Annotated in this window: 18 protein-coding genes and 1 tRNA gene; 17 read left to right on the top strand and 2 right to left on the bottom strand. The window is 62.6% G+C overall.

Features of this window, described 5'->3' with window-relative positions:
• Positions 1 to 50 precede the first annotated feature (50 nt).
• Complete coding sequence (locus NUW13_05195; protein ID MCR4438422.1) at positions 51 to 983, bottom strand: PorV/PorQ family protein; 933 nt, start codon at positions 981 to 983, stop codon at positions 51 to 53.
• 63 nt (positions 984 to 1,046) lie between these two features.
• A tRNA-Thr gene (locus NUW13_05200) sits at positions 1,047 to 1,119 on the bottom strand.
• Between the two features lie 467 nt (positions 1,120 to 1,586).
• Here NUW13_05200 and NUW13_05205 point away from each other — a divergent pair.
• From NUW13_05205 to NUW13_05285, 17 genes are all read left to right on the top strand, one after another.
• On the top strand, positions 1,587 to 2,465 hold the full coding sequence (locus NUW13_05205) for a metal ABC transporter substrate-binding protein (protein MCR4438423.1): 879 nt from the start codon (positions 1,587 to 1,589) through the stop codon (positions 2,463 to 2,465).
• Complete coding sequence (locus tag NUW13_05210; protein ID MCR4438424.1) at positions 2,462 to 3,217, top strand: metal ABC transporter ATP-binding protein; 756 nt, start codon at positions 2,462 to 2,464, stop codon at positions 3,215 to 3,217. Before NUW13_05205 ends, NUW13_05210 begins: the two co-directional genes overlap by 4 nt.
• Entirely contained in the window at positions 3,210 to 4,016 is an 807-nt protein-coding gene (locus tag NUW13_05215) for a metal ABC transporter permease (protein ID MCR4438425.1), read from the top strand. Before NUW13_05210 ends, NUW13_05215 begins: the two co-directional genes overlap by 8 nt.
• Positions 4,017 to 4,141: 125 nt before the next feature.
• A complete protein-coding gene (locus NUW13_05220; protein MCR4438426.1) occupies positions 4,142 to 5,815 on the top strand; it encodes a methylmalonyl-CoA mutase family protein in 1,674 nt (557 codons plus the stop codon).
• A gap of 10 nt (positions 5,816 to 5,825) precedes the next feature.
• Positions 5,826 to 6,236, top strand: a complete 411-nt coding sequence (locus tag NUW13_05225) for a cobalamin B12-binding domain-containing protein (protein ID MCR4438427.1) — start codon at positions 5,826 to 5,828, stop codon at positions 6,234 to 6,236.
• On the top strand, positions 6,233 to 7,186 hold the full coding sequence (gene meaB / locus NUW13_05230; GenBank protein MCR4438428.1) for a methylmalonyl Co-A mutase-associated GTPase MeaB: 954 nt from the start codon (positions 6,233 to 6,235) through the stop codon (positions 7,184 to 7,186). Before NUW13_05225 ends, meaB begins: the two co-directional genes overlap by 4 nt.
• On the top strand, positions 7,183 to 7,602 hold the full coding sequence (gene mce / locus NUW13_05235) for a methylmalonyl-CoA epimerase (GenBank protein MCR4438429.1): 420 nt from the start codon (positions 7,183 to 7,185) through the stop codon (positions 7,600 to 7,602). The genes meaB and mce overlap by 4 nt, the downstream gene beginning before the upstream one ends.
• The gene (locus tag NUW13_05240) at positions 7,592 to 9,142 is read left to right on the top strand and encodes an acyl-CoA carboxylase subunit beta (protein MCR4438430.1); all 1,551 of its coding nucleotides are present in this window, start codon (positions 7,592 to 7,594) and stop codon (positions 9,140 to 9,142) included. The genes mce and NUW13_05240 overlap by 11 nt, the downstream gene beginning before the upstream one ends.
• An 8-nt stretch (positions 9,143 to 9,150) precedes the next feature.
• A complete protein-coding gene (locus NUW13_05245; protein ID MCR4438431.1) occupies positions 9,151 to 9,501 on the top strand; it encodes an OadG family protein in 351 nt (116 codons plus the stop codon).
• 6 nt (positions 9,502 to 9,507) lie between these two features.
• Positions 9,508 to 9,999 carry a biotin/lipoyl-binding protein gene (locus NUW13_05250; GenBank protein ID MCR4438432.1) on the top strand — a complete coding sequence of 164 codons (492 nt, stop codon included), beginning with the start codon at positions 9,508 to 9,510 and terminating at the stop codon, positions 9,997 to 9,999.
• A gap of 1 nt (position 10,000) precedes the next feature.
• Positions 10,001 to 11,146: a sodium ion-translocating decarboxylase subunit beta gene (locus tag NUW13_05255; GenBank protein ID MCR4438433.1), complete on the top strand. Its 1,146-nt coding sequence runs from the start codon at positions 10,001 to 10,003 to the stop codon at positions 11,144 to 11,146.
• A gap of 26 nt (positions 11,147 to 11,172) precedes the next feature.
• Positions 11,173 to 12,789: a C69 family dipeptidase gene (locus NUW13_05260; protein ID MCR4438434.1), complete on the top strand. Its 1,617-nt coding sequence runs from the start codon at positions 11,173 to 11,175 to the stop codon at positions 12,787 to 12,789.
• 33 nt (positions 12,790 to 12,822) lie between these two features.
• On the top strand, positions 12,823 to 13,098 hold the full coding sequence (locus NUW13_05265; protein ID MCR4438435.1) for a cupin domain-containing protein: 276 nt from the start codon (positions 12,823 to 12,825) through the stop codon (positions 13,096 to 13,098).
• A gap of 195 nt (positions 13,099 to 13,293) precedes the next feature.
• Positions 13,294 to 15,504 (top strand): selenide, water dikinase SelD, encoded by a 2,211-nt coding sequence (gene selD / locus NUW13_05270; protein MCR4438436.1) that lies wholly within the window; start codon positions 13,294 to 13,296, stop codon positions 15,502 to 15,504.
• A 1-nt stretch (position 15,505) separates the two neighbouring features.
• Positions 15,506 to 16,384: an A/G-specific adenine glycosylase gene (locus NUW13_05275; protein MCR4438437.1), complete on the top strand. Its 879-nt coding sequence runs from the start codon at positions 15,506 to 15,508 to the stop codon at positions 16,382 to 16,384.
• 75 nt (positions 16,385 to 16,459) lie between these two features.
• A complete protein-coding gene (locus tag NUW13_05280) occupies positions 16,460 to 17,353 on the top strand; it encodes an LEA type 2 family protein (protein MCR4438438.1) in 894 nt (297 codons plus the stop codon).
• A gap of 17 nt (positions 17,354 to 17,370) precedes the next feature.
• Positions 17,371 to 18,147, top strand: coding sequence for a ubiquinone/menaquinone biosynthesis methyltransferase (locus NUW13_05285; GenBank protein MCR4438439.1), 777 nt, complete (start codon positions 17,371 to 17,373; stop codon positions 18,145 to 18,147).
• The last annotated feature ends 251 nt before the right edge of the window (positions 18,148 to 18,398 follow it).

The raw sequence follows: 18,398 nt of genomic DNA on the forward strand, positions 1-18,398 counted from the left end.
GGATCGCTCAGGTGCTGACCGACACTGGCAGCTGTCATGCTCCGAATGGGTCAGAACGCTCCGCTGAAGGTGAACCGATTCTGGCTACCCACTTCGCCCATGGACGAGAAGGAATAGTCGAACCGATACGATCGCCACGTGATCCCGAAACCGAGCGATATGCCCGCCAGATAGTCCTTGCTGCTGCCTACGTCCATATCGGAGCCGATGGAATCGTAACCCCACCTCAGGAAAAGGCCCTCGCCCACCGTGAATTCGCCGCCGATCGTCCACTGCCAGACGTCGTCCGGATACTTGTACGTCGTGACACCCAAGAGCAGGGGCAGATGTTCCAGGCGCTTCATCAGCCCCAGCCGATAAGCCAGCGGGAGCCGGTCTTTTTCCTCGGCAAAGGCCGAAAGCACCGCGCCGGCGTTCGCCACACCAGCCGCCACATCCAGGTCGTGGATGGGCGTATGGTACAGGACACCGGCGTCCGCCACCAGCGCGCTGGAGCGATAGTGATCAATAGAGGCGCACACCAATTTGACCCCGGCGCCGAGGAGCAAGGTCGGCAGGACCTTGTAGGCCGCACCGGCAGCGAACGAAAGTCCGCCGGCACCAAACTCCCCTTGCTCCTGTCCTAACTCGTCCCTCCTCTTGAATGTGCCATAGTTAATGTAGTTCAGGCCCACCGCCGCGACCGTCCGCGGCGCCACCGGTTGTGCGTACGCCACAAAGCCAGAGTGAAAGTCGAGCACGTGCTTCAAGTAGGTGAGGGTCGCGCTGCGGCTACCAATTTCCGCCAGTCCTGCCGGATTGTAGAAGAGGCAGTGGACGTCGCCGGGCACGGCCACGAAGGTACCTCCCATGGCGCTGGGCCTTGCACCTACGTGCGTGCGCAGGAACTGGTAGCCAGTCGTTCCGGGAGAGGCGCCGTGCGCCGCCGCACTCACCACGAGGGCAAAGAGAAGTATGGCGACTGCAAGAGTTCTCTTACGCATGCCTCCACCTCCAGGCGCGACGCACCACGCGACTGCCAGCACATCCCTTTAGCCGCTCATGAGAGCCACCTGTCGGAATCGAACCGACGACCTGCTCATTACGAGTGAGCCGCTCTACCAGCTGAGCTAAGGTGGCAAAGCCGGCTTTCACCACTGGCGCCAGTAATGTAGCAATTTACCGCTTGGGAATCAAGCGAAAATGTGATGCTGGATGGAGAGGTCAGGCAAGTGCCTGCTTCCGCTGCGCGTGTTCATTGCAGGCCCCCCGCTCGAAAAGGCGCAGCCAGCGTTTCCTTCCTCCTGCCCCGCCTTCCGGTTGCTTCAAGACAAACTTCGCCCGACCCCGGCGTTTGCCCCCGCGCTGCGACCAGGGTCTTTCTCGCGCCGGCCTGCCCTTGCTGGCGACGCTGGCCCGAAATCGTACACAATTTCTGGGTTCATTGCTGTCGTCCCCCCTTGATGGTTACCCACCGGAGGCGCTCCGTTTTCGCCAGCCCCAGCTGCTGGCAGGACCAACCTGCGCGTCGGCGCGCTTCAACACACAAACCCCTTGCATTTCCGCAAAAGTTTTGTACTTTTTCAAACCAAAAGGAGGGAAGTACGATGCGGGTAACGCTCTCGGTGGTCTTAAGTACCTTGCTTGTTGCCATTGCCGGCGCGCAGCAGGTGAGCTACGTGACCACCATCCAGCCTTTCCGCTTCATCTTAGAAGAGGTTGTCGGCGAGCGGGCGCAGGTGCGGGCTCTCTTGCCGCCTGGGGCATCTCCGCACACCCACCACCTTCGCCCTTCGGACATCCGTGCCGCACAGGAGGCAACAGCCCTCTTTAGCGGCGGCCCCGGCCTGGACGACTGGGCGGATGAATTGCCGTGTGCCCGCAAGTTCTCGCTGCTCGCCCTGGTCCCCCAGGACTCGCTCCTCCGACTGGGCACCCACGGCAGCCCTCAGCCGGCGCCGCACGCACACTCCCACACGGGGGTCGACCCGCACTTCTGGACCGATCCCGTGCTGGTGCGCGCCATGCTCCCGGCGCTGGTCGATTCGCTGTGCAGGGTGGACCGTGCCGGATCCGCCGTCTATCGTCGCAATGCCTCCATGTTTACCCGCCAGCTGGACAGTCTGACGACCGCGCTCGCCGCCGCGCTGAGCAAGGTACGCGGGGCACGGGTCATCTTGGCGCATCCGTTCTTCAACTACTTCCTGCGCCGCTTCGGCATCGAAGTGGTGGGCACGGTAGAACTCGCTGCCGGCAGCGAGCCGAGCGCCCGGGACATCCAGCGGTTGAGACTCCTCGCCCAGACTACCGGCGCAAAGGCCATCTTCACCCATCCACAGCTTCCGGACCACCCCGCGCGCGCGGTAGCGGAGGCTGCCGGCATTCCCATCGTCCAGCTCGACCCCCTCGGGGGTGCGGAAGGCAGGACCTCCTACGCGCAACTGTTGTGGTACAACGCGCGCATCTTGGCAAGGGTGCTGCGATGAGCAGGATGGCTGTTGAAGTGGACAACCTCAGCGTGCGTCTTGGCGAACACGTGGCTCTTTCGGGCGTGAACCTGGCCATCCCCGAGAACGCCTTCGTGGCCATAGTCGGGCCAAATGGCGGAGGCAAGTCGACATTGTTGAAGGTGCTGCTCGGGCTCTTGCCTCCGACCACCGGGCGGGTGCGCATCTGGGGCCGGGCGCCCGATGAGGTGCCTCCTGAGCTCATCGGCTATGTGCCGCAGGTGAAAACCATGGACCGCACTTTTCCAGCGTTGTCCATCGAGCTGGTGATGACCGGTGTCACCCGGCGTTGGCCGTGGTCGCCCCGCCGGCAAGCCCGAGAGGAAGCCATGGCTGCCCTGGCCCGGGTGGGTGCCGCACACTTGGCGCAGCGCCCCTTAGCCAAACTCTCAGGAGGCGAGCTGCAACGGGTCTATCTGGCCCGCAGCATGGTGCGGCGCCCCAAGCTGGTGATGCTCGACGAGCCTGCCACCGGCATCGACGCCATCGGCGAGGCCGACATGTACCACATGCTGGAAGCGTACCAAGAGGAATCGGTGGCAACGCTGCTCATGGTCACCCAGGACTGGCACGCGGCCACTCACCACGCCGACTTGGTGTTGCTTCTCAACCGCGCCCAAGTCAGCTTTGGGCCGCCGCGGGAGGCGCTGCGCGAGGACAATCTGCGCGCTGCTTTTGGCCACGTCGGCCATCCACACGAACTAAAGTTTCTCATGGACTCCCATGGCTGAGCTCCTTTCGCTCCCCTTCATGCAGAGGGCCCTCCTGGGCGGAGTGCTGGTGGGCTTTCTCGCCAGCTACTACGGCGTCTTTGTGGTGCAACGGGGACTGAGCTTCCTTGGCAGTGGCTTGGCACACGCGGCGTTCGGCGGGGTGGCCCTCGGCCTTCTCCTCAACACCGAGCCCCTCTGGGTGGCGGTGCCGTTCACCTTGCTCGTGGCCCTGGGCATTGCGTGGGTGCACAACCGCACCAAGCTGGGCGGCGACACGGCAGTGGGCATCTTTTTCTCCGTTGCCATGGCCCTTGGCGTGCTGTTCCTTTTCTTGCGCAGGCAGTATACGGCGGACGCCTTCACCTACCTCTTCGGCTCCATCCTTGCGGTGAGCAATGCAGACCTGTGGCTGACTGGCGGGGTGCTGCTCCTCACCTTGTTGGCCCTCCCTCTCTGGCGGCGGTGGTCCTATGCCTCATTTGACCGCGAGCTGGCGCAGGCCGACCGCCTCCCTGTTGCTATGGACGACTACCTCCTCATCCTGCTCATTGCGGTGAGCGTGGTGGTGGCCATCAAGGTGGTGGGCATCGTGCTCATTGCTGCCTTTCTTGTTGTGCCTGCCGCAGCGGCCCGTCTGCTCGGCCGCACCTTCCGCCACATGACCCTTCTTTCGGTGGCCGTCGGCATGAGCAGTGCCGTCGTCGGCCTGGTGGTGTCCTACTACTTGGACGTCCCAAGTGGGCCCACCATCATCCTGGTACAGGCGCTCGTCTTCTTCATTGCCGTGGCAGCCACATCCTCCCTTTCCCGCCGGTGAGTATGAGTCGCCCGCAAGAGTCCGGCACCCCCCAAAAAAGTGCTGTTTCCTTTTGCCAAATTTTCTTATCTTTAGTACCCGTCATCGGCAAAACGTAGCCATTTCGCGGAGGTGTTCCCAAAGGGATGGACGACAACCGCTTCTTGCATGCCGAACGAGCGCAGTGGGAAGAGAAGGTCCTCAATAAGGTGCTGCAAACCCACCCGGAGCGCAAGGCGTCGTTTTCTACGGGTTCCTGGCTTCCGGTTGACCGCCTCTACCTGCCCACGCCACTGACGCCGGAGGAATACCAGGAGAAATTGGGTTTTCCCGGCCAGTATCCTTTCACCCGGGGTGTGCAGCCGACCATGTATCGCGGCAGGCTGTGGACCATGCGCCAGTACGCCGGCTTTGGCACTGCCGAAGAGTCCAACGCCAGATACAAGTACCTGTTGAGCCAGGGACAGACTGGCCTTTCGGTGGCCTTCGATCTCCCCACGCAGGTTGGCTACGACTCGCATGACCCGCGCGCCCGGGGCGAGGTGGGCAAAGTCGGTGTGGCCATCGACACGCTGCGGGACATGGAGATCCTGTTCGATGGCATACCTCTGGACAAGGTATCCACTTCCATGACCATCAATGCGCCGGCCTGTGTGTTGCTGGCCTTCTACATCGTCGTGGCGGAAAAGCAGGGCGTGCCGCCCTCCCAGCTTGAGGGCACTATTCAGAACGACATCCTCAAGGAGTACATTGCACGCGGCACCTACATCTTCCCGCCGAAGCCTTCGCTGCGGCTGATTACCAACATCTTCGAGTACTGCGCGCACGCGGTGCCCAGGTGGAACACCATCAGCATCTCCGGCTATCACATTCGCGAGGCCGGAGCGACGGCTGTGCAGGAGGTGGCCTTTACCCTCGCCAACGGCATCACCTACGTGCAGGCAGCGCTCGATGCCGGACTGGACGTGGACCGTTTTGCCGGCCGCCTGTCCTTTTTCTTCAATGCCTACAACGATCTGTTCGAGGAGGTGGCCAAGTTTCGGGCGGCACGCCGCATCTGGGCGAAAATCATGAAGGAACGCTTTGCCGCCAAGGACCCCAGGTCGATGATGCTGCGCTTCCACACCCAGACAGGGGGGAGCACCCTCACGGCGCAGCAGCCAGACAACAACGTGGTTCGTGTAACCACCCAGACCTTGGCTGCCGTGCTGGGCGGCACGCAAAGTCTGCACACCAACTCGCGGGACGAGGCGCTGAGCCTGCCCACCGAGGAGGCAGTGCGCATCGCCCTGCGCACGCAGCAGATCGTCGCCCACGAATCCGGCGTGACCAACACGGTCGACCCGCTGGCAGGCTCCTACTACGTGGAAGCCCTCACCGATGCCATCGAGAGCGAGGTGTGGAAGTACCTCGACGAGATCGACAAGATGGGCGGCATGGTGGCTGCCATCGAGAAGGGTTACGTCCAACGCGAGATTCAGGAGGCAGCCTACCGCTACCAGCGCGAGGTGGAAAGAGGCGAGCGGATTGTGGTGGGCGTGAACGCCTACGTCATCGACGAAGCACCGCCCGAGAACATCCTGCGCGTGGACCCCAGCCTGCAGCAGGTCCAGGTCAAGAAGCTGGCCGAGGTAAAGGCGCAACGCGACAACGAGGTGGTGCGAACCACGCTGGCCGCCCTGCGCCAGGCAGCCCGCCAGCCAGAGGTCAATGTGATGCCCTTTGTGCTGGATGCTGCCCGCGCCTATGCCACCTTAGGCGAGATCTGTGACGTGTTCAGGCAGGAGTTCGGCGAATACCAGGAAACCGTGGTGCTCTGAGGAACGTGCGATGGCGAAGAAAAAGATCCGCATACTCATTGCCAAACCCGGACTTGACGGCCACGACCGAGGTGCCAAGTACGTGGCCCGCGCCCTGAAGGATGCCGGCTACGAGGTCATCTACACGGGGATCCGCCAGTCGCCCGAAGCCATAGCCAACGCGGCCATCCAGGAAGATGTGGATTTTGTGGGGCTCAGCCTGCTTTCCGGGGCACACAACGAGCTCTTTCCGGAAGTGGTGAAGCTGCTCCGCGAACGGGGTGGCGAGCAGATAATCGTGTTTGGCGGGGGGATCATCCCGCAAGGCGACATCCCCTTCCTGCGCGCGCAAGGCGTGGAGGCGATCTTCACCCCGGGCACACCCATGTCCAAAGTCATCGAGTTCATCGAGGGCAACCGGGCACGGGTCGAGGGCAGATGAGCTTAGCCGAACGCGTGTTAGCGGGCGAGACCGTGGCCGTCGCCCGGGCGATGAGCTGGATCGAGAACGACCACCCCGAGAAGGAGTCGCTCACTGACGCCCTGAGCCTGCACTGTGGCCGCGCCTTGGTCCTGGGTATCACCGGGCCGCCTGGTTCAGGCAAGAGCAGCCTGGTGGACCGCCTCATCTGGCGGGAAAGGGCCCAGGGCCGGCGCGTGGGGGTCATCGCCGTGGACCCCAGTTCTCCTTTTTCAGGGGGGGCCATCCTTGGCGACCGCCTGCGGATGCAAAATCACGCTACTGACAGCGGCGTATTCATCCGCTCCATGGCCTCCCGCGGTCATCTAGGCGGCGTGGCCGGCGCCACCGCCGACGCCATCAAGGTGCTGGATGCTGCCGGCTTCGATCGCGTCCTGGTGGAGACCATGGGTGTGGGCCAGAGCGAAATCGAGGTCATGGAGCTGGCCGATATCGTCGTCTTAGTCCTGGTGCCAGGGTTAGGCGATGAGATCCAGGCCCTCAAGGCAGGCATCATGGAGATCGGCGACATCTTTGTCGTCAACAAGAGCGACAAGCCGGAAGCAGCAAAGGTGCGCGCACAGGTGGAGTACGTGCTGGGCCTTGCGCAGGAGCGAGCACAATCACCGCGCCCCATCGTGATGACCTCTGCTCTGAACAACGAGGGCATCGACGAGCTCGTGGCAGCCTTGGAAATTTACCATGCCACCCTTGTGGCAAACGGGGCCTTAGCTCAGCGCCGGCGGGAGCGCATCGCCCGCGAGTTGCAGCGCCTCGTCGCCGCCAAGGTCCAGGAGAAAGCGAACGCCGTTCTCGACCTGGAGGGGCGCTTGCAGGACTGGGTGCAATGCGTCGCCGAACGACGCTGCGGCCCCTACACCCTGGTGCGCGAAGGTCTTCAGCAATTCTGGCAGGAGCACAGACGACCATGATCAAACAGATCGCCCACATCGGCATCGCCGTTCGTTCCTTGGATAACCACCTGCCCTTCTACCGCGAGGTGCTGCAACTCCCGTTGCAGGCCATCGAAGAAGTGCCCGAACAGAAGGTCCGGGTCGCCATGTTCAAGGTGGGAGAGGCTACCATCGAACTGTTGGAGCCGCTGAGCGCCGATAGCCCCATCGCCTCTTTCTTGGAAAAGCGCGGCGAAGGCCTGCACCATGTGGCCTATGAAAGTGACGACATTGTCGCCGAAATCGCCCATTTGCAGCAACACGGGGTACGGATGCTAGACCAGACCCCGCGCCGTGGGGCCCATGGGACAGAGATCGCCTTCATCCACCCCAGTTCTTCAGGCAAGGTGCTGACCGAAATCTGCCAGCACCGGGGAGAAAGTCATGAGCATTGAGCGCAAAATTCTCGAACTGAAGCAGAAGCAAGAGATCGCCCGCCTGGGCGGCGGCATCGAGTCCATCGAGAAACAGCACGCCAAGGGGAAGCTGACCGCCCGCGAGCGCATCAGCCTGGTCCTGGACAAGAACAGTTTCGAAGAGCTGGACATGTTCCGCACCTCCACCACCAGCCAGGTGGGCCTGGGGGACAAACAGGTCTTTGGTGACGGCATCATCACCGGCTACGGCAGCATCTTCGGCCGCCTAGTGTTCGTCTACTCCTTCGACTTTACCGTCTACGGCGGCTCGTTGTCGCAGGTGGTGGCCGAAAAGGTGGTCAAGGTCATGGACATGGCCGCTAAGGTGGGCGCCCCCATCATCGGCATCAACGACTCGGGTGGCGCCCGCATTCAAGAAGGGGTGGACGCCCTTGCAGGCTATACCGACATCTTCCTGCGCAACGTGCTCTACTCCGGCGTAATCCCGCAGATAAGCGCAGTGGTTGGTCCGGCGGCAGGTGGGGCCGTCTACTCGCCGGCGCTTACCGACTTTATCTTCATGGTGCGGCGCACCTCGTTCATGTTCCTCACCGGGCCCAAGGTGGTCAAGCAGGTGACGCATGAGGAGGTCTCGGCTGACGAGCTGGGCGGCGCGGATGTGCATGCCACCAAGAGCGGCATCACCCACTTTACCTTTGACGACGAGCATAGCCTGTTCGAGGGCATCCGCACCCTGTTGCGCTACCTGCCGCAGAACAACATGGAAGAGCCGGTGGTCATCCCCAACAACGACCCCACCGACCGCCTGAGCGAGGAGCTCAACTACATCGTCCCGGAGAGCCCGAACAAGCCGTACGACATGAAGGCCATCATCAGGACGGTGCTGGACAACAACGAATTTCTGGAGGTGCAGGAGCTGTTCGCGCCCAATCTCATCATCGGCTTCGGCCGTTTGAACGGTCGTTCGGTGGGCATTGTGGCCAATCAGCCCAAGCATCTGGCCGGGGTGCTGGACTGCAAGGCTTCGGTGAAGGCGGCGCGCTTTGTTCGCTTCTGCGACTGCTTCAACATCCCGGTGATCACCTTCGAGGACGTGCCCGGTTTCATGCCCGGCACGGCTCAGGAGTACAACGGCATCATCGCCCACGGCGCAAAGATGCTCTACGCCTATGCCGAGGCCACCGTGCCCAAGATCACCGTGATCACGCGCAAGGCCTACGGCGGTGCCTTCTGCGTCATGAACTCCAAGCAGCTGCGCGGTGACATCATCTACGCCTGGCCCACGGCAGAGATTGCCGTCATGGGGCCGGAAGGGGCGAGCGAAATCATCTACGCCAAGGAGATCCAGGCGGCAGAGGACCCGGAGAAGAAGTTAGCAGAGAAGATCCAGGAATACCGGGAAAAGTTCGCCAACCCGTACGTTGCTGCCAGCCGCGGTATGATCGACGAGGTCATCGAGCCGAAGGTGACGCGCTACGAGCTCATCAAGGCCCTGGAGATGCTCAAGAACAAGCGGGATGAGAACCCGCCCAAGAAGCACGGCAACATTCCCTTGTAGGCAAGTCAATGTTGGGAAGTCACAACCTCTCCGAAGGATTGGTAATCGCCGCTGCGGGCATGGCAGTGGTCTTTGCCGGCCTGACGCTCATCTGGTTAGCTATTTCCCTGTTCAACTGGTTCGTGATCATAGCGAAGCGCCGCCCGGAAGCCGCGGCGGCCCCAGAGGGGGCGGTGGTAACGGCGCCAGCGGCCGAGGTGCCCCGCGAACACCTGCTGGCAATCGGCATCGCCGTGGAGCTCTACCGGCGCCTGCACCTGGAAGTTCCCGAGAGCGCAGTCACCTTTGAACGCGGCGATGTGCGCACCGGTTGGAAGGTCGGTTTCCGCTACGGGCAACGCCAGCGCCCTGCGAGGTAAGAGGAGATGAAGGAAAAGAAACTGGTATTGGAGATCGAAGGAAGAGAGTACACGGTCGTTATCAGCGACTTTGGCCCACAGGAGGCCACCATTGCCGTCGACGGCAAGCCCTACAAGGTGGCGCTCAAGGACTTGGGCAGTGAGCAGCTCGCCGAGGTACGGCCTGCGCCTGCGCCGCCTCCTTCGGCCTTGGAGCCGCAGGTGCCTGTGTTCGCCCCAGCCAAGCGCGTTGCCCCTGGTTCGCCCATCCATCGCCCGAAGACGGTCGGCAGCGACTATGCCATCGCCGCTCCTTTGCCTGGGCTCATCCTCGAGATCCTCGTGCGCGATGGCGACGTGGTCAGGCGCGGTCAGGCCGTGGCCATCCTGGAGGCCATGAAGATGGAAAACGAAGTTACCTCGCAGACTGAGGGCGTGGTCATCGACGTGCGCTTCCGGGAAGGGGATTCTGTCAACCAGGGGGACGTGCTCGTCCTGCTCAAACCGGTGGAGGGATAGGATGGAGCTCTTTTTCAAGTTGCTGCGCACCACCGGCTTTGCCAACATCGAAGTGGGCAACCTCCTGATGATTGTCGTCGGCTGTGTGGCCATCTATCTGGCCATTGCCAAAAAGTACGAGCCGCTGCTGCTGGTGCCCATCGGCTTTGGCATCATCGTGGGCAACATGCCCTATGGCGCTGGTATGCCCCTTGGCGTGTACGACACGGTGAGCAATGGCTTTCCGCAGAACAGCGTGTTTAGCCTCTTCTACTATGGGGTGACCTCTGGTGTGTTGCCGCCGCTCATCTTCTTGGGGATTGGCGCGTTGACCGACTTTTCCTCCCTGATCTCCAACCCCAAGTCCGTGCTCCTTGGCGCAGCTGCGCAAGTGGGCATTTTCCTGACCTTCTTCGGCGCCATCCCACTGGGATTCACCACGAAGGAGGCTGCCTCCATCGGCATCATCGGCGGGGCAGATGGCCCTACTTCCATCTTCTTGGCCTCGCTATTGGCGCCCCACCTTCTTGGGCCCATCGCCATTGCCGGCTATTCGTACATTGCCCTGGTGCCCCTCATTCAGCCGCCCGTCATGCGCTTGCTGACCACGCGCAACGAGAAGCTTATTCGCATGAAGCCGCCGCGGCCCGTCAGCCAGCGGGAAAAGATCATCTTCCCCATCGTGGTACTGCTGGTGGCAACCCTGGTGGCACCTGGCTCCCTACCCCTGGTGGGCATGCTCATGCTGGGCAATCTCCTCAAGGAAAGCGGGGTGACCGGCCGTCTGGCCAAGACTGCGGGCACCGCCCTGCTGGATATTTGCACCATTCTCCTCGCTTTCTCGGTGGGCGCCAGCACCCAAGCACGGGTTTTTCTCACACCCAAGTCCTTGGGCATATTCGCGCTGGGTTTGCTCTCGTTCATCATCGCCACTGCTGGGGGCGTGCTCTTCGGCAAGCTCATGAACGCCCTCTCCAAAGACCCAGTCAATCCCCTGATTGGCGCCGCTGGGGTCTCGGCAGTTCCCGACTCGGCGCGGGTGGTGCACCAGTTCGCCCAGCGCTACGATCGCGACAATCACCTGCTCATGCACGCCATGGCTGCCAATGTGGCGGGGGTCATCGGCTCGGCAGTCGCGGCAGGGGTTTTCTTGGCAATCTTCCATTGACCAGAACAGACAAGGAGAAGCAAAGGATGCGGACCAGGCACAGAGCAATTCTGCCAGTCACCCTCGTTCTCGCCTTCGGTGCTGCGCCTCTTGCGCAGGCGTGCACGAACTTTCTCATCAGCAAAGGGGCCACTACCGACGGCTCCACGATGATCACCTACGTTGCCGACTCCCACGAGCTCTACGGCGAGCTCTACTACACCCCGGCGGCCACACATTTGCCAGGGAGCTGGCTCGAGGTCTATGAGTGGGACACCGGCAAATATCTCGGCAAGATCAGACAGGTGCCACGGACCTATGCGGTGGTCGGCAACATGAACGAGTATCAGGTGGCCATCGGCGAGACCACTTGGGGCGGGCGTGAAGAACTCCGCGATCCGAAGGGCGTCCTCGACTATGGCAGCCTGATGTACATCGCCCTGCAGCGGGCCACCACTGCGCGTGAGGCCATCAAGGTGATGACTGAGCTGGTGGCCGAATATGGCTACTGCAGCTCCGGCGAGTCGTTCTCCATATCCGACCCCAATGAGGTCTGGATCATGGACATGATCGGCAAGGGGCCGGACAACAAGGGGGCCGTCTGGGTGGCCCGCCGCGTGCCGGACGGCTACATCACCGCACATGCGAACTATCCCCGCATCCGGCGGTTTCCGCTCAAAGACAAGGAAAACTGCCTGTATGCGAAAGATGTCATTTCTCTGGCGCGGGAAAAGGGCTATTTCAGCGGCAAGGACGAGGAGTTCAGCTTTGCCGAGGCCTATGCCCCTGCCGATTTCGGCGCGTTGCGCTTCTGCGAGGCGCGCGTGTGGAGCTTTTTCCGGCGTGCTGCCCCTTCGCAGCACTTTGCGCTGGACTATGTGCGTGGCGACGTGAGCGCCGAGCCCCTGCCGCTGTGGATCAAGCCCGCTAAGAAGCTCAGCGTGCGCGACGTCATGGAGCTCATGCGCGACCACTTCGAGGGCACCGAGTTCGACCTCTCCCTGGGCGTGGGCGCTGGACCTTACGGTCTGCCCTACCGCTGGCGGCCGCTCACCTGGGTGGTGGACAGCGTCCGCTACTTCAACGAACGGGCCATCTCCACCCAGCAGACCGGCTTTTCCTTCATCGCCCAGGCGCGTTCCTGGCTGCCCAACCCCATTGGCGGCGTGTTCTGGTTCGGCGTGGACGACACCTATAGCACTGTTTACGTGCCCATCTACTGCGGCATTAGCGAAGTGCCGAAGAGCTACGCGGTGGGCACAGGCTCCTTTGACCAGTTCAGCTGGGACTCTGCCTTCTGGGTGTTCAACTTTGTCGCCAACTATGCCTACTCCCGCTACTGCGACATGATCCAGGACATTCAGAAGGTGCAGCGGGAGCTGGAGGGCAAGTTCCTGGCGGCGCAACCCGAGGTGGAAAAGGCGGCGCTGGCCTTGTACCAGACTTCGCCACGCCTGGCGGTCGACTACTTGACGCAGTACTCGGTGCGCGAAGCCGAGGCAACCGTAGCACGCTGGAAGACGTTAGGGGAGTTCCTCATCTACAAATACCTGGACGGCAATGTGAAGGATGAGCTGGGGCATGTGAAGCATCCCGGCTATCCGGAGAGCTGGTACCGGCAGATCGTGCGCGACAGCGGCGATCGCTATCGCGTGCCGAAGTGAACAGTTGCCCCCAGTGAGCAAGATGGAGGAAAGATGAGCACAATCTCCGTGACCCACAATCCTGCTCCAGAAACCCTGGAGAAGCTGGGCGTGAAGAGGTGGCCCATCTGGACAAGAGAGGCTTCCGAGTTTCCGTGGTTCTATGAGGAACAAGAGACGTGCTACTTCCTGGAAGGCGAGGTGACCGTCACCCCGGAGGGCGGCGAGCCGGTCAAGATTGGCAAGGGCGACCTGGTCGTCTTCCCGCAAGGGATGTCCTGCACCTGGAAGATCCACAAGGACGTGCGCAAGCACTACCGCTTCGGATGAGCTCGCCACGCACCAAGGCGACTTTCTCTGGAATGGGTTTGCAAGAAAGTGACCGGCTCGCCCCTGGCCGGCGTGTGACGCGGCCTTCGATGCTGGTTAGCCGCAGGAATGGAGCTTTCTCTCCCCGTGAAGCAGTTCACGGCGCACCCGGCCAGCTGAGGGGGTAAGTCGGCCACATGTGCAGCTGAGTTGGTCATGAATCAAGAGCACCTCCCCATCTACCTCGACAACAACGCCACCACTCCCATCGACCCGGCAGTGGCACAGGCGATGCTGCCGTACATCCAGCGCGACTTTGGCAACCCGTCCAGTGCCCATGCCTACGGCGTGGCCGCCAAGAAGGGCGTCGAACGCGCCCGGGCACAGGTGGCCGCAATGCTGGGCTGCCGGGCGGAGGAGGTCATTTTCACCTCCGGCGGCACAGAGTCCAACAACATGGCCATCCTCGGCGTGGCTTACGCCCATCGGCACAAGGGGCACCACATCATCACCTCACAGGTGGAGCACCCAGCAGTGACCGAGGTCTGCCGGTTCTTGGAGAGGCAGGGTTACACGGTCACCTACCTGCCGGTCGACCAGGACGGCCTAGTGGACGTGGCGCAGCTGGAACAGGCCATCACTCCGCAGACGGTGCTGGTGACCATCATGCACGCCAACAACGAAGTGGGCACCATAGAGCCGATTGCGGCCATCGCCGAGGTCGCCCATCGCCACGGCGTGCTGGTGCATAGCGATTGCGCGCAATCCGTGGGCAAGATACCCGTGAAGGTCGACGAACTGGGAGTCGACCTCCTGTCGGTGGCTGGGCACAAGTTGTATGCACCAAAAGGCGTCGGCGCGCTCTGCGTGCGCACCGGCGTGGACCTTGCCAAGTTCATGCACGGCGCCGGCCAGGAGCTGAATCGTCGACCGGGCACGGAGAACGTCGTGGAAATCGTGGGGCTCGGCGAGGCGTGTGCCTTGGTGGAACAGCACCTGCCGACCTACGCGGCGCACATGCGTGCCATGCGCGACAGGTTGGAGAAGGAGCTCGTCAGGCGCCTCCCCCAGCTGCGCGTGAACGGCCACCCTGAGCAACGCTTGCCCAACACGGCGAGCATCAGCTTCCCAGGTCTTGAGGCAAATACCATTTTGGCAGAGCTCACCGGGGTGGCTGCTTCGGCTGGTGCCGCCTGCCACAGCGACAGTGTGGAGATTTCTCACGTGCTGCGCGCTATGGCCGTGCCAACCGACTATGCCATGGGCACCATCCGCTTCTCCACTGGACGCTACACGACTGCCGCCCAAATCGACCAGGCAGTGGAGCAAGTGGTGTCGGTGGTGGAACGCCTCTCGGCGCGCAGGCCCGTGGTGGTCTCTGCCGGCGAAGAGGTGCGCCTCACTCGCTTCACCCATGGGCTCGGCTGCGCCTGCAAGCTCCGGCCACAGCTTTTGGAGCAGGTGCTGCGCAGCATGCCTCTGCCTACCGACCCCAACGTGCTGGTCGGCCCGGAGACCTCCGACGATGCCGCCGTCTACAGAATTGACGAGCACACTGCGCTGGTGCAAACGGTCGACTTTTTCACGCCAGTCGTGGACGACCCCTTCCAGTTCGGGGCTATTGCCGCAGCGAATTCCCTCAGCGACACCTACGCCATGGGCGCTAAGCCGCTCTTTGCCCTCAATGTGGTGGGCTTTCCCAGCAATCGCTTGCCGTTGGAAGTGCTGCAGCACATCCTGCGCGGGGCCGCCGCAGTGGCCGAGCAGGCGGGAATCGCCATCGTCGGCGGGCACACCGTCGATGACACCGAGCCGAAATTCGGCCTGGCAGTGACCGGGGTAGTTGACCCGCGCGCGGTGGTCACCAACCGCGGCGCAAGAGCCGGTGACGTGCTCGTCTTGACCAAGCCCTTGGGCACCGGCATCCTCTCCACTGCCCTCAAGCAGGGACTCTTGTCGAAGGAGCAGGCCGAGCTGCTCTACCGCACCATGGTGGAACTGAATCGCGCGGCGGCCGAGGCCATGATGACCGTGGGCGTGCACGCCTGTACCGACGTCACGGGATTTGGGTTGCTGGGCCACCTCTTGGAGATGATGAACGGTTCGCAGACAGCGGCTGAGCTTCTTGCCGCGGAGGTACCCATCTTGCCCGGCGTAATGGAGCTGGCCACCGCCGGCGTAGTGCCAGGCGGCAGCAAGGACAATGAGCGCTTCACTGCTCCACAGGTGAGCTATGCTTCGCACGTTTCCCAGAGCCAGCGTTTAGTGCTCAACGATGCCCAGACCTCCGGCGGCCTGCTCATCGCCGTGGCCGAAGCGAAAGTGCCGCGCCTGATGGAAGAGCTCCGCCAGCGCGGTGTAGCAACGGCTGCCATCGTGGGACGTGTCCGCGAGCGGGGCGAAGGCGCCCTCATCGTGGTGCAATGAGATGAGCGGAGAGAGTTTGGACTTGCAACCTTCTGATGCGCCAGTCAGCAACGGTCCAGGCGCGCCGCTTTCCGCCAAGCAGGTGGCCGATTTTCGGCAAGTCATCTTGGCCTACTATCGACGCCACGGGCGCGACTTGCCCTGGCGACGCACCACGGAGCCCTACCACATCCTCGTCTCTGAGGTGATGTTGCAGCAGACCCAGGTGGAGCGCGTGCTGCGCATCTATCCCGAGTTCATTTCTCGGTTCCCTTCTCTGCGCGCCCTGGCCGGCGCCACGGTGGCCGAGGTGGTAGCTGCCTGGCAGGGCTTAGGGTACAACAGGCGAGCTCTCGCTCTCCAGCGAGCCGCCCACCTGCTCGTGAAAGAGCACGGGGGAACACTCCCCCGCGATGAGGCCCTGTTGGCGACCTTGCCGGGCATAGGGCCGGCTACGGCTGCTTCCATCTGCGCCTTTGCCTTCAATATGCCGACGGTCTTTGTGGAGACCAACATTCGCACTGTGTTCATCCATTTCTTCTTCCCGCAGGAAGAGAAGGTGCCGGATGCGGAGATTCTCCCTCTGGTCGCCGCCACCCTGGAGCGGGGCAATCCCCGGCTCTGGTACTCTGCGCTGATGGATTACGGGGTGATGCTCAAGAAGAGGGCGGGTAATCTGGCGCGGCGTAGTGCATCCTACCGGCCACAGAGTGGCTTTGCCGGCTCCGACCGCCAGGTGCGGGGCCAAATGTTGCGGTTGCTTCTTGCCGGCGAGCAGTTGAGCATAGCAGGCCTCGCCGCCGCGTTGCAGCAACCGGAGGAGCGCGTGGCACGCATCGCAGACGCCCTGGTGCGCGAGGGATTCGCCGCCCGGGAGGATGGCAGCCTCCGTCTGCGCTGACTGCGGGGCCACAAGCGTGTCGCTCACACAAAGGGGAGTTCACGACCGAGGACTTGCAAAAGGGAGGGTTTGGCCATGTACAGGCACGTTATTGGTGGCCTCTGGAGCGAGCAGGCGCGGAGCCCTTGGGCAGCACGAGCGGGCATGGTGGCCTTGGTAGCCTCAGGCCTGCTGAGCGGCTGCGCCGCCCTCAAGACCATCGGCATGAAAGAGCCCACTGCGACGGTAAGAGGGGTGCGTCTGACCTCCCTTTCTTTCGAGCAACTGGGCCTGGCCGTGCAGGTCGCCGTGCACAATCCCAATGCGGTGGCTCTGACGCTGGCTGGCTACGACTACCAGCTCAAATTGGGGGGCACGCCCCTTTTCTCTGGCACCCAGGAACAGGCGCTGACCGTGCAGGGCCAGGCAGAGAGCGTGGTGGAGGTCCCCGTCGCCCTACGCTTCGCCGAGCTCTTCGATACGCTGCAGAACCTGCGCGCGCAGGACAGCACCGACTTGGGAGTAACCGCCAATTTGTGGTGTGACCTCCCGGTGCTGGGGCGCAAGAAACTTCCCATGAACGTGAGCCATCGCGTTCCGCTCCTCAAGCTGCCGGCGTTGACGGTCGAAGGGGTCAGCGCCAAAATGGTAGGGCTGACCAGTGCCGAGATAGGGCTCCGCGTGCGCGTGCGCAACCCCAACTCCTTGGGGTTCAACATCAACCAGCTCAGCTATGCGCTCACCCTGCACGACGAGGTTCCGGCTAACGGCGTCCTCCAGAACCTGCAGCTCCCCGCGCACGGAACCGCCGACTTTACTGTGCCAGTGACCGTAGACCTTGTCAAAGTGGGGCAAGCGCTTTTCTCGGGGTTGACCTCAAAGCAGCCGGTCAAGTACGACCTTAAGGCGGATCTGGTGATGGGCTCCGGCCTCGACCTGTGGCGCGAGTCTGCATTGCACCTCAGCCACAGCGGCCAAATCACGCCCTGAAGGCAGGCAGAAACAAGGTGCAGCACTTGCCCCGCGCATGCAAGCGATCGGGCACCAGGCAAGGGGTTACCCCACCTCCTGGGCTCTTTGGGCTCATCGCGCCCTGTTACGACCTGCTCAATCGCCTCATCTCGTTCGGGCAAGACAAAGGCTGGCGCCGCACGGCTGCCGCCTGGTGCGGCTCGCTGGCAAGACTTGGGGTGCTGGACGTCGCCACCGGAACAGGTGACCAGCTATTGGCCCTGTCCAGGCTGCCAAGCGCGCCCCACCATCTCGTGGGCATCGATGCGGCAGAAGAGATGCTGTGGCGCGGCAGACGGAAGGTCAAGGCCCTCAGGCGGCCTGTTTGCGTCCACTTCTGCCAGGCAATGGCTCACAGCCTACCGTTCAAGAACCGTTTCTTCGGCGCGGTCACCATGGCGTTTGCCATCCGCAACTTTGCCGATCGCCTCCAAGCCCTCGGCGAAGCGCGGCGCGTGCTGGTGCCGGGCGGCCGGCTGGTCATCCTGGAGGCTGGGGTACCTGACAAGCCGCCACTGCGCCTGCTCTTCCGGGTCTATTGCCGCTACGTCATGCCCACCCTCGCCGGGTTGCTTTCTGGCCAGCGGCGCGCCTATCGCTATCTATCTGACGCCATTTTCTCCTTCCCTGCACCACAGGAGTTCAGCCGGCTCCTCGCGCAAGCAGGCTTCACGGTACTGCGTGTGGAGAGCCTGGCCTTTGGCGCCGCCAGAATCTTCGTCGCCTCTACTGGCAGTAGTGACGATGCCCCGGGAGACTCTTTTTCCGCTTGATAATCAAGCAGGATTTTGCTAAAATCTAAGCCTCACGTGGACAGGCGGCTCCCCGGCGGTGCAGTTCCCTCCGGGTCTGAGGCAATGGTTGGAAAGTGCCCGGGCCTATAGAGGCACATGCTCGTCCCCGCCGCCGGGAGGGAGCAAGCCTGGGCCCAAGAGGAAGCCCTGCGGCGAAACAGCACCAATGCCAAGAGACGACGTCGAGACCTCTTTCCGGCACGGCCCAGGGCAAATAGGCCCGCTTCTTA

Source organism: candidate division KSB1 bacterium, assembly GCA_024655945.1.
GTDB lineage: Bacteria > Zhuqueibacterota > Zhuqueibacteria > JANLFK01 > Oleimicrobiaceae > Oleimicrobium.

Coding starts and splice junctions, on each gene's coding strand:
- NUW13_05195 (MCR4438422.1), bottom strand. CDS start 983: ATGCGTAAGAGAACTCTTGCAGTCGCCATACTTCTCTTTGCCCTCGTG.
- NUW13_05205 (MCR4438423.1), top strand. CDS start 1,587: ATGCGGGTAACGCTCTCGGTGGTCTTAAGTACCTTGCTTGTTGCCATT.
- NUW13_05210 (MCR4438424.1), top strand. CDS start 2,462: ATGAGCAGGATGGCTGTTGAAGTGGACAACCTCAGCGTGCGTCTTGGC.
- NUW13_05215 (MCR4438425.1), top strand. CDS start 3,210: ATGGCTGAGCTCCTTTCGCTCCCCTTCATGCAGAGGGCCCTCCTGGGC.
- NUW13_05220 (MCR4438426.1), top strand. CDS start 4,142: ATGGACGACAACCGCTTCTTGCATGCCGAACGAGCGCAGTGGGAAGAG.
- NUW13_05225 (MCR4438427.1), top strand. CDS start 5,826: ATGGCGAAGAAAAAGATCCGCATACTCATTGCCAAACCCGGACTTGAC.
- meaB (MCR4438428.1), top strand. CDS start 6,233: ATGAGCTTAGCCGAACGCGTGTTAGCGGGCGAGACCGTGGCCGTCGCC.
- mce (MCR4438429.1), top strand. CDS start 7,183: ATGATCAAACAGATCGCCCACATCGGCATCGCCGTTCGTTCCTTGGAT.
- NUW13_05240 (MCR4438430.1), top strand. CDS start 7,592: ATGAGCATTGAGCGCAAAATTCTCGAACTGAAGCAGAAGCAAGAGATC.
- NUW13_05245 (MCR4438431.1), top strand. CDS start 9,151: ATGTTGGGAAGTCACAACCTCTCCGAAGGATTGGTAATCGCCGCTGCG.
- NUW13_05250 (MCR4438432.1), top strand. CDS start 9,508: ATGAAGGAAAAGAAACTGGTATTGGAGATCGAAGGAAGAGAGTACACG.
- NUW13_05255 (MCR4438433.1), top strand. CDS start 10,001: ATGGAGCTCTTTTTCAAGTTGCTGCGCACCACCGGCTTTGCCAACATC.
- NUW13_05260 (MCR4438434.1), top strand. CDS start 11,173: ATGCGGACCAGGCACAGAGCAATTCTGCCAGTCACCCTCGTTCTCGCC.
- NUW13_05265 (MCR4438435.1), top strand. CDS start 12,823: ATGAGCACAATCTCCGTGACCCACAATCCTGCTCCAGAAACCCTGGAG.
- selD (MCR4438436.1), top strand. CDS start 13,294: ATGAATCAAGAGCACCTCCCCATCTACCTCGACAACAACGCCACCACT.
- NUW13_05275 (MCR4438437.1), top strand. CDS start 15,506: ATGAGCGGAGAGAGTTTGGACTTGCAACCTTCTGATGCGCCAGTCAGC.
- NUW13_05280 (MCR4438438.1), top strand. CDS start 16,460: ATGTACAGGCACGTTATTGGTGGCCTCTGGAGCGAGCAGGCGCGGAGC.